Origin of the sequence: Qiania dongpingensis (assembly GCF_014337195.1) — a bacterium.
Classification (GTDB): Bacteria; Bacillota; Clostridia; order Lachnospirales; family Lachnospiraceae; genus Lientehia; species Lientehia dongpingensis.
The window spans coordinates 190,919-207,521 of sequence record NZ_CP060634.1 but is presented as its reverse complement, the minus strand read 5'-3'; the positions used below and the strand labels follow the sequence as shown (position 1 = coordinate 207,521).

Sequence of the window (16,603 nt, the reverse complement as noted above, 5' to 3'; positions counted from 1 at the left end):
AAGGAGTTAATTTCTATGGCAAACACGAAACTTGACCGTATCGAACGGGATATTGAGAAAACGAGGGCGAAAATCCTTGAATACCAAAAAAGGCTGAAAGACCTTGAAGCGCAGAAAATCGAGGAAGAAAACGCGCAGATCGTTCAAATGGTGAAAGCGGTACACCTTGACGGGGCGCAGCTTGCCGCGTTCCTCTCCGCTTACGCCAGCGGCGAAATTGCCTTGCCGCAGCCGGACGCAGACTATACCGACGAACAGGAGGAAACCGAAGATGAAGCATAAAAAACTGTTCCGCAGCGTTACCGCTTTGCTTGCCGCCCTTGTACTCATGGGCGGCTTTTCTGTTACCGCTTTTGCGGGCGGCGGTGATGTGAGCGACGAGCCGCCTACCCCCGTAACCGAAACCGAGCCGGAAGAAACGACGGGCGGCTATGAGCCGCAGCCCTTAACGCCGGAGGGCAACATGAGCCTTGTGGACGACATAACGGGCGAAGCGTCCGGCGATAAACAGTTTATTACCGTCGTTACGAAAAACGGAAACTATTTTTACATCATCATTGACCGAGCCGAGGACGGAGAAAACACCGTCCATTTCCTCAATCAAGTTGATGAAAAAGACCTTTTGCAGCTTATGGAGGACGAACAGACCGAAACCCCCGCTTGTAGCTGTACTGAAAAATGCGTTGCCGGAAGCATCAACACCGATTGCCCCGTTTGCAGCGTCAACATGAGCGAGTGCGCGGGCAAGGAAGCCGAGCCGGAGCTGGAAGAAACCGAGCAGCCGGAGCCGGAGGAAGATAAAGGCGGCGGCATGGGCGGTGCTATTCTGCTTGTCGTGCTGCTTCTTGCCGCAGCGGGCGGCGGCGCGTTCTATTACTTTAAGATTATGAAGCCCAAAAAGGACGCGGCAAAAGGCAGCAGCAACCTTGACGATCTCGACTTTGACGAGGACGACGAGGACGCGGAAGAATTAGAAACCGAGCAGGAGGACGAGGAAGTATGAAACTTGTAATTGCAGAGAAACCGAGCGTCGGGGCGGCGATTGCCGCCGTACTTTGCGCGAATGAAAAGCGCAGCGGATATTTTGAGGGCAGCGGCTACCTTGTGTCCTGGTGTATCGGGCATTTGATTAGCCTTGCGGACGCGGCGACCTACAACGAGCAGTACCGAAAATGGAAGTATGACGATCTCCCCATTGTCCCGCAGGATTGGCAGTTTATCGTTGCCAGCGGCAAGGAGCAGCAGTTTTCCGTACTCAAAGACCTTATGCACCGCAGCGACGTTTCCGAGATTGTCAATGCGTGCGACAGCGGGCGCGAGGGAGAACTCATTTTTCGATTTGTCTACGAACAGGCAAATTGCAAAAAGCCCTTTTCCCGCCTTTGGATTAGCAGCATGGAAGAAAGCGCAATCCGCGAGGGCTTTTCAAACCTCAAAGACGGGCGCAGCTATGACAACCTCTATCAATCCGCGCTTTGCAGAGCAAAGGCAGATTGGCTTGTCGGGATTAACGCGACCCGCCTTTTCTCTATCCTCTATCACAAAACGCTGAATGTCGGCAGAGTGCAAACGCCCACCCTTACCATGCTGGTAAACCGCGACTATGCGATCAGCAGCTTTAAGAAAGAAAAATATCATGTTGTCCGTCTGGACGCGGGCGGTGTTTCGGCTTTGTCCGAAAGACTGAACGACGAAGCGGCAGCGCAGCAGATGAAAGCGGCTTGCGAGAAATCGCAAGCCGTTTGTACTTCCCTCAAAAAAGAGAAAAAGACCGTTGCCCCGCCGAAGCTGTTTGACCTTACCGCGTTACAGCGCGAAGCTAACCGCCTGTATGGATTTACGGCGAAACAGACCCTTGATTATGCGCAAGCCCTCTATGAAAAGCGGCTTTTGACCTATCCCCGCACCGACAGCAAATATATCACTTCCGATATGCAGGACAGCACAAAGGAACTCATTACCGGGCTTTGTTCGCTGCTTCCCTTTATGCGGGACGTGAAGCTGCAAGCAGACCTTATAAGGGTTTGCGACAACAGCAAAGTAACCGACCACCACGCTATTTTGCCGACAGCCGAGTTTTTGAAAGCGGGCTTTGCTTCCCTTGCCGACAGCGAAACAAAACTTATGACCCTTGTGTGTGCAAAGCTGCTTTGCGCCGCAGCCGCGCCCTATGCGTATGAAGCGGTTACGGCGGTTTTCACTTGCGGCGGCTATACCTTTACCGCAAAGGGCAGGACAACGCTTTGCGAGGGTTGGCGTGAGATTGAAAGATTATCCCGCGCCGCGTCCGAGGAACAGGACGAGGACGCAGAGCCGGAAGCGGTTTTGCCCCCGCTTACCGAGGGACAGACCTTTGAAAATACCGCAGCGGAGATCTCCGAGCGTTACACGCAGCCCCCAAAAGCATATACCGAAGATACGCTTCTGTCCGCTATGGAGAACGCGGGCAAGGAGGAAACGCCGGAGGACGCGGAACGCAAGGGATTAGGCACCACCGCGACGCGGGCGGGTATCATTGAAAAGCTCATTTCAGCGGGCTTTGCCGAGCGCAAGGGCAAGAAGCTAATCCCCACAAAGGACGGGTATAACCTTGTCGCCATTCTGCCCGAAAGCCTTACGTCCCCGCAGCTTACGGCAGAATGGGAAACGCGCCTTACCGGGATTGCAAAGGGCAGCGACAGCCCCGCCGACTTTATGCGAGGGATTGAGGAAATGACAGCGGGGCTTGTCAAGACCTATTCCGCGATTTCCGAGGATAAAGCAAAACTGTTTACCCCGCAGCGGGAAGCAATCGGCACTTGCCCCCGTTGCGGCGCGGCGGTTTACGAGGGCAAGAAAAACTACTACTGTTCCGACAGGGCGTGCAGCTTTGTCATGTGGAAAAATGACTTGTTCTTTCAGCAGCGCAAAAAGACTTTCACAAAGGCGATTGCCGCCGCCCTTTTGAAAGACGGAAAGGTAAAAATCAAGGGTATGTACTCCACCAAAACGGGAAAGACCTTTGACGGGGTTGTGCTGCTTGCCGACACAGGCGGCAAGTATGTAAACTTCCGCGTCGAGCAGAACCGAAAATGATTAGGCTTGATGAAAAGCAGTATCGAGCCGTTAAGAAAATGGCCCGAGCCGCGTGCGCCAACAATGATTGCGGGAACTGTCTGCTATTGGACGACGGGGAAACTTGCGTTTGTGTGCAGAGTATCAGCTATTCGCTGTTATGCCGTTATTTCCGCGAAGCGGTTTTACCCGCAGACAGGCAGCTATGCGAACAGATCACCCGCAGCGGGGAAACCGATTTGAAGCGTTGCGCGGTATGCGGCAGCACGTTTGCGGCGGGCAGCAATCGGGCGAAATACTGTCCCGATTGTGCGGCAAAGATACGCCGCAGGCAGAAAGCGGAAAGCGAGAGAAACAGGCGTTTACGGATAAAAATAACTACATAGCAAGCACAGCAAACGAGTACCCGTTTGCGAGAAATACCCGCGCTGCTCTATGGGAAGCGCGGGCATTTTGCTTGTTGGGATAGTCCCAAACCCTTAAAAATCGAGAAAGGACGTGATGAAACAATATGCCGTATTCTTCATACGACCATGACAAATTGGAAACCGCCGAAACCATGCGGATAGAACGCCGGATATATTTTGAAGCAAAGGACGGGGATATTGCCCCCTATGTTTCTTTGCCGCTGGAACAGCTACACGCCATGCGTGAGGAAAGCGCGGCAGCGGAACAGGCGATTTTTAACGATCTCTCAACCCGCGCCGCCGCTTGGGAACAGCAGGCGGGAAAAACGCTTTTGCTTGACAAAGCGATTGAATACACAAGGACAACCGTTGTGCAGCACACTTCTAACGAGTGGCAGAAAGGCGAATATGACCGATATACCCGCAGCAACCGGGTATATCAGATGAACTACCACATTTACGAGAACACCCGTTACGACAGGGAGAAGCAGCAAAGCGTCCCTTACTCTTATTCTCTCACATGGGGCGTTTATACCAACAGCCCGAACAGGAACGGGCAAGCGAAGATTGCCGGACAGGACAGAAAGGTTTTTTCCGATAAGGCGGCTATGGAAAAGTATCTGAATGGACGTATCAAAGCATACGACCGTCTGTTTACGGAAATCTCCCCGCCTATCCCGCAGGAGTACGCCGAGCATTTCAAAGTAAACGGTATGCTTTTACCGGGCTATACCATTGAGGGTGAGGAACCCCCGCAGCAGCAGCCACAGGCGGCAGCTATCCCCGAAACTACCGGGCAGCAAAAGGAGCGTGAACACATGAGCGAACAGTTTTCTATTATGATTGGCAACCGCAGCCGTTTTGAAGCGGGCGACCCCGGCGGTTATTGGCTGGATATGCCCGCCACAAAGGAGCAGTTACAGACCGCTATGCAGAGCGTCGGCATTACCGCCGATAACCCGCAGGATTTTTCCATTCGCGGCTATTCCGACGACCCAGAGAAACATATTGCTTTGCCTTATGAAATGGTATGCGCCGCCGACGTGGACGAACTCAATTTTCTTGCGGCGCGGCTCGAACAGCTTGACCCCGCCGAGGTTGGCAAGCTGAACGCAGCTTTGCAGCAGAAAAACGGGCTTGCAAATATCGGACAGGTAATTGACTTCACCTACAACGTGGATTTTTACGTCCATATTCCCGAAGTACATACCTACCGCGATTTGGGCGACTATTACTTAAATCAATCCGGCATGGTACAAATGCCCGAAGAATGGAAAGGCGGCATTGACCTTACTACTTTTGGCAGGAACGCCGCCGCGCAGGAAAAAGGCGCGTTTACCGAATACGGCTATATCGTGGAAAGCGGCGACGAGTGGGAACGGCAGTTTGAGGGGCGCGAAGTGCCGGAGGAATACCGCATTATGAGTTACCCGCAGCCGGAGCGCGGCGAACAGGACAAAGCCTATATGGACGCAGCCGAAACGCAGCAAGCAGCCGTACAGACCGCAGAGCCGCAGCAGCCCCGCCCCGTCGTGCCGATTATCCTTTCTTCTGAAAAACCCGGCGACAAGGTAAAGGAGATCACCGCCCGTCTGGAACAGGGCATACAAGCGATTTTTGACAGCGACCGCTACAAAGAGTTTTTAACGGCTATGTCAAAGTTTCACGATTACAGCTTGAATAACACTATCCTAATCGCCATGCAGGGCGGCAATTTGGTAAAGGGCTATTCACAATGGCAGAAAGAGTTTGACCGCCATGTGAAAAGCGGCGAGAAAGGTATTAAAATCTTTGCCCCCGCACCTTACAAGGTAAAAAAGCTGGTGGATAAAATCGACCCCGACACAAGAAAGCCCATACTTGACAGCGAGGGAAAGACGGTTAAGGAAGAAAAGGAAGTTACCGTTCCCGCCTTTAAGGTTGTAACCGTCTTTGACATTTCGCAGACCGAGGGCAAGGAGTTTCCCGACCTCTCCGTCAAACCGCTGCTTGCCGATGTGGAACAGTACGAGGACTTTTTCGCTGCCCTTGAAAAAGCGTCCCCCGTTCCGATTGCTTTTGAGCAGATCACAAACGGCGCAAACGGATATTTCAGTTTGACCGATAAGCGAATTGCTATCAAAGAGGGTGTGAGCGAGCTGCAAGCGGTTAAGACCGCCATTCACGAAATCGCCCATGCGAAGCTGCATGACGTGGACTTAAACGCCCCGCTGGAGGAACAAAACCGCGTTGACCGCCGCAGCCGCGAGGTACAGGCTGAAAGCGTTGCCTATACGGTGTGTCAGCATTTCGGGCTTGATACGTCGGATTACTCTTTCGGGTATGTTGCCGGGTGGAGCAGCGGCAAGGAAATGACCGAATTAAAAGCGTCCCTTGAAACGATACAGGCAACCGCAAAGGAACTCATTACCGAGATCGAGGGGCATTTTACCGAATTGCAGCAGCAGCGGCAAGCCGAGCAGGAGCAGGAAGCGAAAACAAAAGAAACCTTGCTTCTCAACGGCAAGGAGGACAGCTACGGGATTTATCAGTTAGCCCGCAGAGAGGAAACTATGGATTTGCGCTTTGAGCCTTTCGACCGTCTGCAAGCAACGGGGCATTTCGTTGACCGGGCAAATTATGAACTCGTCTATACCGCACCGCTTACAAAGGATATGACGCTTGGCGGCATTTGGGAAAAGTTTAATATCGACCGCCCCGCCGACTTCAAGGGGCATAGCCTTTCCGTTTCCGACATTGTTGTGCTTCATCAGAACGGCGAGAACACCGCCCATTATGTAGACAGCATAGGTTTTCAGCAGGTGCCGGAGTTTTTACAGGAGCAAGCGCAGCAGACCCCCGTATTTGATAAGCTATCTCCCGAACAGCAGCAAGCCCTATCCGATACCGTAAAAGATACGCTGCAACTGCTTGTAGACGCAGACAAGCGGATTTATGGCGACGTTACGGGCAAGACCCTTGAAGCAATCGCGGCGCAAGGGTATTCCTACAAGGGCGGGCAGCTTGAAAAGCAGCAGCCGGAAGCGACCCCCGAAAGCCTTATGACGGGCGAAACCGTCAGAACGCCGCGAGGGAACTTTTACATTACCGACATGAGCCGCGAACAGATCGAAGCGGCGGGCTTTGGTTTTCATCATGCGTCGGAGGACGGGAAGTATCTCATTATGGGAAATGGCACACAGGCTTATGCCATAGCCGCCGAGCAGCCGCAGCGGGATAATCCCTTAAAGCACGTTGAGGACATTGTAGAGCAGAACGACAACAACTTTGACGGGATTATCAATAATACGCCGCAAACGCCCACCGTCGCGGATTTGGAGCAGCGGGCAAAGGCGGGCGAAGCGATTTCCGTTACCGACCTTGCGAAAGCGGTAAAAGCCGAGAAACGGGAGCAGCCGCAAAAGAAACCGTCCATTTTGAAGAAGCTGGACGAGTACAAGAAACAGGCGGCGCAGCAGCCGAAAGACAAGCAGAAAGAGCAGAAAAAGGATTTGGAGGTTTGATAGTATGAATATCCGCTTTACCATTGAGGAAGAAAACATAATTGCGATTTACGCCGAGGACAGCCGGGAAACAACGCTTGAAAATATCCTTGCCGCCATGCCCTATATGGACGAGGATATGCGCCAGCTTGCCGCCGCAGCGGTGAAAAAGCTGCAAGCCATGACGGACAGCGAGTTTTCCGAACGGGAGTTTATCTTGACCGACGAGGAATAGCCCATAGAAAACAGGGGCGCGGTTGCCGATTTCCGGCACCGCGCCCCTGTTCTTTTTTTGTCCTTGCGTGGACAATTAGAAAGCTGTTTTTGCGGGTTTGAATATAAAGTATCGTCTATGCCGTTTCCCCGCGCTGGAAGCCGCAGAAACACAGGCGTTTTCAGCCCTTAATGTTCCACTTGCTACCCCTTGTTTTGCGCCTTATCGCTCCTGCTCCCGCGCCTTGCTTTGGGACGGGTAAAGAATACTATCGACGTTCTTTTTGACAACGCCGTACTCCTGCATTTGCTTTTTCGCTTGGCGGTAATCCTCATACAATTTGCTTTTCCTGTCGTTTAAGCCGCTATACTCCTTGCGCAGCGCGGCGAGATCGGGCAGCTTCTTTATCTGCATTTCCCGGAGTGCCCTTGCCGCAGCTTCAAACAGGATAATTTCGCTTTCATGCCCCCGCAGATACTTTTCCTTGTCCCGCGATTTCTTGTATTCCTCGTAAATCGGTTTTAATTGTCGGTATGTGGTGGTGTGCTTGATAAGCAGCGATAAATCGGACATACGCTGTTCCACTTCCTTAACCGCCCTTGCCGCCGCGTCATGGGCGGTCATAATATCCGCGATTTTGCTTTCGAGGTCGCTGTAATATTCAATCTTGTTTTCGGTCAAGAAGTTCATGCTTTTTGCAGCCTGTTTCAGATTATGGATTTTCGCCCACCGTTCATAGCCCGCCGATTGTTGGGCTTTAATGCTGTTTTCAATATCGACGACAAGCCGGATTTTCTTATCTTCCCGCAGCGGCTTTGACTTGGCAATATATACGCCCTTGATACGCTCCTTTATGGCTTCTTCCGTATAGGCCGCGCCGAGCGTCTTTGCGCGGGTAAACCGTTCCTGTCCGGCAGCGCGGAAAGAAATATATTTGCCCTGTTTGATTTCATACCCCATTTCCTGCAAACGGCGCAGCAGTTCGTCAAAATCTTTGACTTGGGGAATGAGGGTATCTATCGCCGTTTTCAGCTTGGCTTTGTAGCTTGTTCCTTGCTTTTCGGCGGTGTATTCCGCATAGCTTTTCCCTTTGTCCTGTCCCGGCACGACGACGGATAGCCCATGCTCTTTACATATCCTGTCGCTGGTGCGTCGGATAGCGTGATAGCTTTGCTTGTTGGAATGATACTTTTTGTAGTCAACGAAGCTAACCGCGTTGAAAATCAAGTGATTATGCAGATGGTCTTTATCGACGTGGGTTGTCAAAACAAACTCATACTTGCCGCCTAACACCGCTTGCGCAAGTTCCATGCCGATTTTGTGCGCTTCTTCCGGCGTGGTTTCGCCTACCGCAAAGGATTGTATCAAGTGCCGCCCTAAATGTGTGCCGCGATCTCCGGCAGCTTCCCGCGTCCATGCAAACTCTATATCGGCGGTTTCCAGCCCGCAGCCGAAAGAGGACGCAAGCAGCTTTCCGTCTGTCTTTTCGGGATTTAAGATATAGTCTATTGCGGCCTTTAAGGTTGATTTAATAGGGTGCGTCTTTGTAACCGCCATATCTCGTCCACCGCCTTTTTTATATCCTCAATGTCCTGCTGGTAAACCGCCCCCGTCGCGTTGGCGCGTTTGGCAATTTGATTGATGTTCCGGCTCACCGCTTGCAGTTCCCGGATATATGCTTTCGTGTCGCTTCGGTCAATGACAAGGATATACCCGTCAATCGCCATTTTGCGGAAGTATGCCCCATACTGCTTTATGGGAAGCTGCTTCATCTTCTCGTCGATCAGCCGCTTTTCTTCTTCCGTAACGTAAAACTTCATTTGGATATTTCTCTTTCGGTTTTCCATTTCCGCGCCGCCTTTCGGTATAAGGGTTTGGGATTATCCCAACAAGCATTTTTCGCAAACGGGTACTCGTTTGCTGTGCTTGCTATCTACTCCATACCCCTACCGAAAGGCGGTATTTGTTGCGCATTCCCTTGATTTTGGACGCAAAAAAAGATTGCAGCCGCCATGCGCTGCAATCTCCCGATTTCTCATATTGTGAGGTTAATCCTCTGCTTTTTCGACTTCCGTTATCTCCCTTGCTGTTGCGGTTACAATCCGTATGCCTTTATCGCTCATACCGTCCAGCAGCGCGTCAAGCTGCCGCCGCCCGGTGGATTTCTCCGCATTGCTGTTCGGGAAGAAAAATTGATCTACCGAAATATGATACCGGGTTACAAGGTCATAGAATACCTGTAAACTCGGCTGTTGTCCCTTGTTCTCGATATTCGCAAGGTAGCGCGGGGAAATATATAACTCGTCGCTTACCTTTTTGCGGCTCTCGCCGTATTCATTTCTCGCGGCTTTTATAGCTGCCCCGAAAGCCTTAAAGTCGTACAATGGTACGGGTCTTTTTGCCATTTTCATTCACCCTGTTACATTTTACAGTTCACCTTTCTTTTTGGATATGTCCACACAATTCATATCATTAGGTTAAATACTTCCTGTTGTGTATTGACAGTAGACTGATTTTCTGATAAAATAAAATTTATGTAAAAGGAGGCGGCGTTTATGTTGCATAGCATGCGTATTAGATAAGCATTGAAAAAAAGGATTTTCCCATTTTCAACATGGGCTTTTTTGTCATGCTTATTTTGCGGATGCTATACAAAAAACTAACGACGTATAGATATAGTGCAAGCTATGCCTTAGTTTTGTTGTACTGCTCTGTGCATTATAAATGCAGGTCAATGCTCATGTTGAGGATTGACCTGCATTTTTTGTGTAAAAAGGACGAGTGAAATATAATGCTTAAAAAATATTGGATAAAATGTCCGATTTGTAACGGAAAGACGAGAGTTCAAGTATTTCATAATACTGTATTAAAAGATTTTCCTCTTTTCTGCCCTAAATGCAAATTGACGCATATCATTGATGTAGAAAAATTAGAGATTGTAATCAAAAATACAGAAAAACAAACTTTTATTATTTATAAGAAAGGATATAAAAATGAAACGTTTACCTAAATATACGCCTGCGGAAGTACGGAATGATCCATACGGATTTACTTACAAAGAAATGTCGGAAGTTATTGGCGAGAATGAAGCAAAAGCCTTATATGAAGAATTATATAAGCAATTACCACGCAAAAAAAATCTATCAATGTTGGTAAAAAATATTTGCAAAAGCAGTGATACTGAAAAGTATGTTTACGAACTGAAAGACAACAAATACATTGAAACGGTTTTTATCAAGCGGCGAGATGGTGGAACTGTTTGCGTGAGCACACAAGTCGGTTGTCCTGTTGGTTGTATTTTTTGTGAGTCCGGGCGAAATGGCTTTGTTCGTAATCTAACATCGTCAGAAATCGTACAACAGATTATATTGTTGCGTCGAAAAGTAAACCGTATCGTTTTTATGGGTATGGGAGAGCCTTTATTCAATTATGACAACTTGATAAAAGCAATCCATATTCTCCGAGATAGATATGGGCTCAACTTTCCAACCGACGGCATTACCATATCAACAGTTGGTCCGGTCGATCAATTAAAAAAATTGCGCGAGGAACATCTTAAAATTCAGTTGACAATATCTTTACACGCAGCAACACAATCTGCAAGAAATCGTATTATTCCTCACATGCGCATATATGCTATTGAAGATGTTGTTAAGCAAGCCTTATCCTATTCTGAAAGGCATAATCGCAAAATTGTCTTTGCGTATTTGCTTTTACCGGGTATAAATGACCGGCCCTCAGATGTAAGACAACTTGCAAAATGGTTTCGGGGCAAAAAAGTTATGATTAACGTGTTACAATACAACCCAACAAGCAATTCAAGAATTAAAGCACCACAGAAACGGGAAATAGTTGCATTCAAACATCAATTAGAGCAAGCAGGACTTGAAGTTACTATGAGAGTTTCTCATGGCAGAGAGATTAACGCGGCTTGTGGACAGTTAGCTAACACATATAATAAATTCAAAAAAAAATGATTAAAAGTGCCAGACGCATAGACGCAGAGCCGATAACGCATTAGGTCAAAAAACCTATGTGTTATCGGCTTTTTTATTTAATATTGCGCAAAAGCCGCTGTTCCCTATTATAGAATGGATTGCGGGTAGTGTATTAAAGTCGCCCTTTTTTAAGGATACGGCGGTATCGGGGAGGTATCGCCGTGTCCATTTTTATTTACTGTAACCCGCCTAATGCTTTGCGGTCAAAAAAAGCTATGCTCCGCAAGCGGGATATTCCGGCTATGAATGTGAACTGTCAATACATTTAGCTACTGCTTACATTTCCTTTGCGCCCGTCCGCGTCTTGCGGACGGGCGCATTTTGCTTTTTTCAACTTTTTTCTGAAAAGCGCACTCAAGAGCCATCTCCCGAACGGGTACGGAGCGAAAGGGGCAGAGAGGACAAGCCCTTAACTCCCGTCCTCTACTCCACGCGGGAAGGAGGTGAACTCTATGGAGCTATCTTCTTCCGACAAGGAAAGAATACAACATCAGTACGACGCATTAGCAAAGAAAACTTTGGTCGGCGAAGCGAAAAGCCACCGCCGCACTCTTGCGAAACGCGCAGCACGCGAAGTTACTTTTTCGGATTTGAGCGAAAGCGAACTCGCGCAGCTTTTCACAACGGACGAATACGAAAGCGATTATTTCCGTTTTCAAGTGTCCGGCTTTGATGTACTCGTCAAAAATGAACTGCTTGCCGAAGCCCTTAACGCTTTGCCCGAAAGGAAACGCGACATTATCCTTTTGTCCTACTTCTTGGATATGAGCGACGCGGAAATTGGCGAACTGCTGAATGTTGTACGCACGACGGTTTTCCGGCACAGGAAATCCGCGCTTGCGAAAATCAAACAGTATTTGGAGGGAAAAGCAGATGATGAATACCGTTAGGAAGTCTGAAAATCTGTTGCCGTTCCCTGTCATTTCCGCAGCGGCAAACGGCGACACAACCGCCATGTGCGCGATCTTGAAGCACTACGAGGGTTACATAGCGAAACTTTGTACCCGCACGCTGAAAGACGACGCGGGCAATACCTATTCCTATGTGGACGAGGAAATGCGTAACAGGCTGCAAGTGCGCCTTATTACCCGCACCCTTGCTTTTCATGTAGGATAATCTTTTAGCCCATGCGGGGAGCGTGTCCCCTTTCCACGCTTCCCGTTATGGGCTATTTGTCGTTCCGCAAAAGCATATCCGCTGTTGATGTGCTTTTGCAGGCCGACAAAGCCTATTGTTCTTTGACAAAGAAAGCGGCCTTTGGTGCGCAGCATAACAGGCAAACGGGTACATTCCGTCTGTACCGAGCCAGTCGGCGGGTACGCCATGACAGCTTTTCCCCTACGGGGAAAAGTCGAGCGACAACTACCGCGCCGTAAAACAGGTTTAGCAGCTTGTGGGCGACGACATACAAGGCGGCACAATGATACTCCCGCGTTGAACACCCTCAAAGTATTGCGCGGCGCACCCATAAGCATGGGCCGGGGTGAAACTCCCGTGAGGTTGCAGCTAACAACCGCCCGTTTCAGCCTTATTTCTCATATCGTACAAGCCGGAGCGCATATTCTGTACTATGCCGCTAACCGGGAGGGAAAGAAGATGATTACCAAGTTACAACTTCAACAAATGAGAAATGTTGATATTACACAGGTTGACCGCAGCACTTTGGTTGATATTCGTAATATCCATATTGACAGTTCTTTGCCAGCAGCAAAAAAAATGCAAAGCTACTTGGAGCAGATCGTCAATCCGTATTGTTTTCTTTGCGGCGATACGCCCGTAAGAATACGGTTTGTCGCAGAGGATAGAACGCTAAAGCAATCATTGTGCGATTACTTTTTAAGTCTGAAATAACCGCCGACTTTCCCTAACTCTATGGGTAAGACCTTGTGATTACGGGGCGAAAATGGTATAATTAACTCGTAATTATAGGGGGAAAGGAGGTATAATGCCCCGCATACGCAAAGACAAAATGGCACGCAGTTATGCAGAGCCGTTTTGGAAAATTGGGCTATACATTCGACTATCCAGAGAGGACGACAACGAGGACGAAAGCGAGAGTGTTATCAACCAAGAAAAGATACTCCGCGACTTTGTAGACAGCTATTTTGAGCCGGGAACCTATGTGATTGTAGACGTGTTTGCCGACGACGGATTGACAGGCACCGACACAGCGCGACCAAACTTCAAACGGCTTGAGGGCTGCATTGTCCGAAAAGAAGTAAACTGCATGATTATCAAATCCCTTGCACGCGGTTTCCGCAACCTTGCCGACCAGCAAAAGTTTTTAGAGGAGTTCATACCCATTAACGGTGCAAGGTTTATTTGCACAGGCACACCATTTATTGACACTTACGCAAATCCCCATTCTGCAAGCGGCCTTGAAGTACCTATTAGGGGAATGTTCAACGAGCAGTTTGCCGCGACCACTTCCGAAGAAATCCGCAAAACATTCAAGATGAAACGGGAGCGCGGCGAGTTCATAGGCGCGTTTGCCCCTTACGGCTACAAGAAAGACCCAAACGACAAAAACAGCTTGATTGTAGATGAAGAAGCAGCGGAGGTTGTCAAAAGCATTTACCATTGGTTTGTCAATGAGGGGTACAGTAAAATGGGGATTGCAAAGCGGCTTAACCAAATGGGAGAGCCGAACCCCGAAGCCTATAAGAAGAAAAAAGGCTTTAAGTATAACAACCCTAATTCCGACAAAAACGATGGTTTGTGGTCTGCCAGCACGATTGTAAGGATATTGCAAAATGAAGTTTATACGGGCGTAATGGTGCAAGGCCGTAATCGCGTAATAAGCTACAAAGTACACAAGCAGATCAACGTCCCCGAAGAAGAATGGTTTGTCGTCCCCAACACACACGAAGCGATTATTGACAGGGAAACATTCGAGAAAGCGCAAGCCCTACATAAGCGCGACACAAGGACAGCCCCCGGCAAACAGGAAGTCTATCTCATGTCCGGCTTTGTCCGTTGCGCGGATTGCAAAAAGGCCATGCGGCGCAAAACCGCCCGCGATATTGCCTACTACTCTTGCCGCAGCTACACCGATAAGAAGATTTGCAGCAAACATTCTATCCGGCAAGACAAGTTGGAAAACGCGGTATTGGCAGCGTTGCAAATGCAAATTGCCCTTGTAGATCGGCTTGCAGAAGAAATTGAACGGATTAACAACGCGCCTGTTATCAACCGGGAAAGCAAGAGATTATCCCATTCCTTGAAACAGGCAGAGAAGCAGCTAAAACAGTACAATGACGCTTCCGATAGCTTGTACCTTGATTGGAAAAGCGGTGAGATTACCAAAGAGGAATACCGCCGCTTGAAAGGCAAGATTGCAGAACAGATACAACAGCTTGAAGCGAACATCTCCTATCTGAAAGAGGAAATGCAGGTAATGGCTGATGGTATCGGAACCGACGACCCGTATCTAACCGCCTTTCTGAAATACAAAAACATTCAGAGCCTTAACCGCGGGATTATGGTTGAACTCGTAAAAGCGGTTTGGGTGCATGAGAACGGGGAAATAACGGTTGACTTCAATTTTGCCGACGAGTACCAGCGAATTATTGATTACATCGAGAATAACCACAACGTTATCCGAGTGATTGAGAACAAGGCAATCTAACGGCTTGCCTATTCAACACAAAGGAAAATCTAATGTTGTGCATAAATAAACGGCTCTACAGGACCCGCGGGGCCGCTCGGTCCCATAGGGCCCTCTGGCCCGCGTTCACAGCAGCAGTCTGAACAGCGGCAGCTGTTATTTCCAAAGAGATTTGAGAACATATATGAATCGCCTCTTTTCTGATAGAATAAATAAACTCATGATATTGTATGAAAATGAAAGAAACATTGTGAAAAACAAAGAGGCCCTGGCGGCCCCTTGTCTTCTGCTATGATAAATCATAATTCTTTGCTGTTGATTTCTTCTAAATGGATTTCCCGGTCACAGATTTTTTTCGCCAGTTCTTTGTTATGGGTGACCATCAAAAGTCCCAGGCGGCGTTCTTCCACTTCTTTCAGCATCAGATTCCAGATCTGCGCCTGCGTGATCACATCCAGCATAGTGCTCATCTCATCTGCAAACAGAAAGTGAGTTCCGTGAAACAGGGAACGGGCCACACAGAACCGCTGCAGCTCACCGCCGGACAGCTCTCTTGGATATCGCTCCAACCAATCCTTTTCAATCCCGAGCGCTTCCATCACCTCGTCCCGATACATGCCGGATTCCTGCAGCACTTTTTTCATTTTCCACCGGGGATTTATGGCTTTTTCCGGATGCTGATAGATTAACTGTACCGGAGAAACGCCTTTTCGCGGAAGCGGTTTTCCGTCCAGCAGGATTTCCCCTTTTTGCGGGCGGAGATACCCGGCCATGATCCGGATCAGCGTACTCTTCCCATATCCGCTTGGCCCTACCAGACCGACCCGCTCTCCTTCTTCTACGCTCAGACTGACGTCCTGTAAAATCCACGGAGACTTGGCGCCATACCGAAAGCTGATATTTTTAGCTTCAATCCGCATGAATACACCTCACATATCCCCCACGCACTTCTCTCATGGGTATCTCTTGTTCACATTCCTTTGTTTTATGAGGACATCTGGGAGAAAATAGGCAGCCGTCAGGGAGATATTTTGCATAAGGCTGAAAACCAGCGATCGGTTTAAAACCATTCTGCGGAAGAGCCTCCCACAATGCCTTAGAATAAGGGTGGCGGAGAGCCTCCGGCCCTTTCCTGAAGTCCTCCGCTTCCGCTATTTCTACGGTTGTTCCCGCATAGAAAACGGCGATACGGTCCGCTATATGAAACGCCAAGTCTATATCATGGGTGATCAATACCACGGCCTTACCCTCATCTGCCAATTCCCGGAAAACCTTCAGGGCTTCCAGGGCCATCTTAAGGTCCAGTCCCGGCGTAGGCTCGTCGGCAATGATCAGATCCGCACCGCTGATCACTGCCGTGGAGACGAGGACTCTTCTGGCCATGCCGCCGGAAAGCTGAAAAGGATACAGCTTTTCTGTTTTCTCGTCCAGATGAAACCGTTTGAAAATTTCCTTCTGGGCGTCTATACGTTCCCGGTCCGGCTTGCTGCCTCTCACCTGTGCATCCACCTTCATCAATGGATCCAGATAAGCGACTGACTGGGGGACCAGCGCCATTTCTTTTCCCCTCAGCTTCTCTTTATCTTTCTGGGACAATATGCTGCCTTTATAAGAAATCTCCCCGCTCATTGCCGCGTTCCCCGGCAAAAGCCCCATGACCGCATGAGCCAGAAGACTTTTCCCGGAACCGCTGGAGCCGGCGATTGCCACGATTTCTCCGGGGCATACATCCAGATTCAGGTTGGAGATCACTTTAAGATCGTACTGCTCAAGTCCGGTGTCATACATATGAAAGGATACTGACAGATCCTTGACTGTTAAAATTGGTTCTTTTTCCATAA

17 protein-coding genes are annotated in these 16,603 nt (G+C 49.1%); 12 read left to right on the top strand and 5 right to left on the bottom strand.

Going from position 1 to position 16,603, the window contains the following annotated elements; genetic code table 11:
* Positions 1-15 precede the first annotated feature (15 nt).
* The 6 genes from H9Q78_RS00925 to H9Q78_RS00900 all read left to right on the top strand — a co-directional run bounded on the left by H9Q78_RS00925 (position 16) and on the right by H9Q78_RS00900 (position 7,178).
* Complete coding sequence (locus tag H9Q78_RS00925; protein ID WP_003508256.1) at positions 16-282, top strand: DUF4315 family protein; 267 nt, start codon at positions 16-18, stop codon at positions 280-282.
* Complete coding sequence (locus tag H9Q78_RS00920; protein ID WP_008979753.1) at positions 272-1,003, top strand: DUF4366 domain-containing protein; 732 nt, start codon at positions 272-274, stop codon at positions 1,001-1,003. The genes H9Q78_RS00925 and H9Q78_RS00920 overlap by 11 nt, the downstream gene beginning before the upstream one ends.
* Positions 1,000-3,075, top strand: coding sequence for a type IA DNA topoisomerase (locus H9Q78_RS00915; protein WP_008979754.1), 2,076 nt, complete (start codon positions 1,000-1,002; stop codon positions 3,073-3,075). The genes H9Q78_RS00920 and H9Q78_RS00915 overlap by 4 nt, the downstream gene beginning before the upstream one ends.
* Positions 3,072-3,440, top strand: a complete 369-nt coding sequence (locus tag H9Q78_RS00910) for a cysteine-rich VLP domain-containing protein (RefSeq protein ID WP_044492000.1) — start codon at positions 3,072-3,074, stop codon at positions 3,438-3,440. The genes H9Q78_RS00915 and H9Q78_RS00910 overlap by 4 nt, the downstream gene beginning before the upstream one ends.
* A gap of 125 nt (positions 3,441-3,565) precedes the next feature.
* Positions 3,566-6,964 (top strand): YodL domain-containing protein, encoded by a 3,399-nt coding sequence (locus tag H9Q78_RS00905; protein ID WP_008979755.1) that lies wholly within the window; start codon positions 3,566-3,568, stop codon positions 6,962-6,964.
* Between the two features lie 4 nt (positions 6,965-6,968).
* Entirely contained in the window at positions 6,969-7,178 is a 210-nt protein-coding gene (locus H9Q78_RS00900) for a transposon-transfer assisting family protein (RefSeq protein WP_008979756.1), read from the top strand.
* A gap of 201 nt (positions 7,179-7,379) precedes the next feature.
* On the opposite strand, the gene H9Q78_RS00895 is transcribed toward H9Q78_RS00900, so the two are convergent.
* The 3 genes from H9Q78_RS00895 to H9Q78_RS00885 form a co-directional block, all read right to left on the bottom strand.
* A complete protein-coding gene (locus H9Q78_RS00895; RefSeq protein WP_008979757.1) occupies positions 7,380-8,714 on the bottom strand; it encodes a relaxase/mobilization nuclease domain-containing protein in 1,335 nt (444 codons plus the stop codon).
* On the bottom strand, positions 8,675-9,004 hold the full coding sequence (locus H9Q78_RS00890) for a plasmid mobilization protein (protein ID WP_008979758.1): 330 nt from the start codon (positions 9,002-9,004) through the stop codon (positions 8,675-8,677). The genes H9Q78_RS00895 and H9Q78_RS00890 overlap by 40 nt, the downstream gene beginning before the upstream one ends.
* Before the next feature lie 201 nt (positions 9,005-9,205).
* Positions 9,206-9,562, bottom strand: coding sequence for a helix-turn-helix transcriptional regulator (locus tag H9Q78_RS00885; protein WP_002584957.1), 357 nt, complete (start codon positions 9,560-9,562; stop codon positions 9,206-9,208).
* A gap of 386 nt (positions 9,563-9,948) precedes the next feature.
* On the opposite strand from H9Q78_RS00885, the gene H9Q78_RS00880 reads away from it, so the two are divergent.
* From H9Q78_RS00880 to H9Q78_RS00855, 6 genes are all read left to right on the top strand, one after another.
* Positions 9,949-10,167, top strand: a complete 219-nt coding sequence (locus H9Q78_RS00880; RefSeq protein WP_249303019.1) for a cysteine-rich KTR domain-containing protein — start codon at positions 9,949-9,951, stop codon at positions 10,165-10,167.
* Positions 10,151-11,134: a 23S rRNA (adenine(2503)-C(2))-methyltransferase RlmN gene (gene rlmN / locus H9Q78_RS00875; RefSeq protein ID WP_002584956.1), complete on the top strand. Its 984-nt coding sequence runs from the start codon at positions 10,151-10,153 to the stop codon at positions 11,132-11,134. The genes H9Q78_RS00880 and rlmN overlap by 17 nt, the downstream gene beginning before the upstream one ends.
* 473 nt (positions 11,135-11,607) lie before the next feature.
* Positions 11,608-12,045, top strand: coding sequence for a sigma-70 family RNA polymerase sigma factor (locus H9Q78_RS00870; protein WP_002604474.1), 438 nt, complete (start codon positions 11,608-11,610; stop codon positions 12,043-12,045).
* Complete coding sequence (locus H9Q78_RS00865; RefSeq protein WP_002604473.1) at positions 12,029-12,271, top strand: helix-turn-helix domain-containing protein; 243 nt, start codon at positions 12,029-12,031, stop codon at positions 12,269-12,271. Before H9Q78_RS00870 ends, H9Q78_RS00865 begins: the two co-directional genes overlap by 17 nt.
* A gap of 207 nt (positions 12,272-12,478) precedes the next feature.
* Positions 12,479-13,006, top strand: a complete 528-nt coding sequence (locus H9Q78_RS00860; RefSeq protein WP_231311547.1) for a DUF6870 family protein — start codon at positions 12,479-12,481, stop codon at positions 13,004-13,006.
* 94 nt (positions 13,007-13,100) lie between these two features.
* Complete coding sequence (locus H9Q78_RS00855) at positions 13,101-14,783, top strand: recombinase family protein (protein WP_008979761.1); 1,683 nt, start codon at positions 13,101-13,103, stop codon at positions 14,781-14,783.
* Positions 14,784-15,061: 278 nt separating this feature from the next.
* Here H9Q78_RS00855 and H9Q78_RS00850 read toward each other — a convergent pair whose 3' ends face one another.
* A complete protein-coding gene (locus H9Q78_RS00850) occupies positions 15,062-15,682 on the bottom strand; it encodes an ABC transporter ATP-binding protein (RefSeq protein WP_249303017.1) in 621 nt (206 codons plus the stop codon).
* Positions 15,672-16,601 carry an ABC transporter ATP-binding protein gene (locus H9Q78_RS00845; RefSeq protein ID WP_249303015.1) on the bottom strand — a complete coding sequence of 310 codons (930 nt, stop codon included), beginning with the start codon at positions 16,599-16,601 and terminating at the stop codon, positions 15,672-15,674. Before H9Q78_RS00845 ends, H9Q78_RS00850 begins: the two co-directional genes overlap by 11 nt.
* Positions 16,602-16,603: the final 2 nt, after the last annotated feature.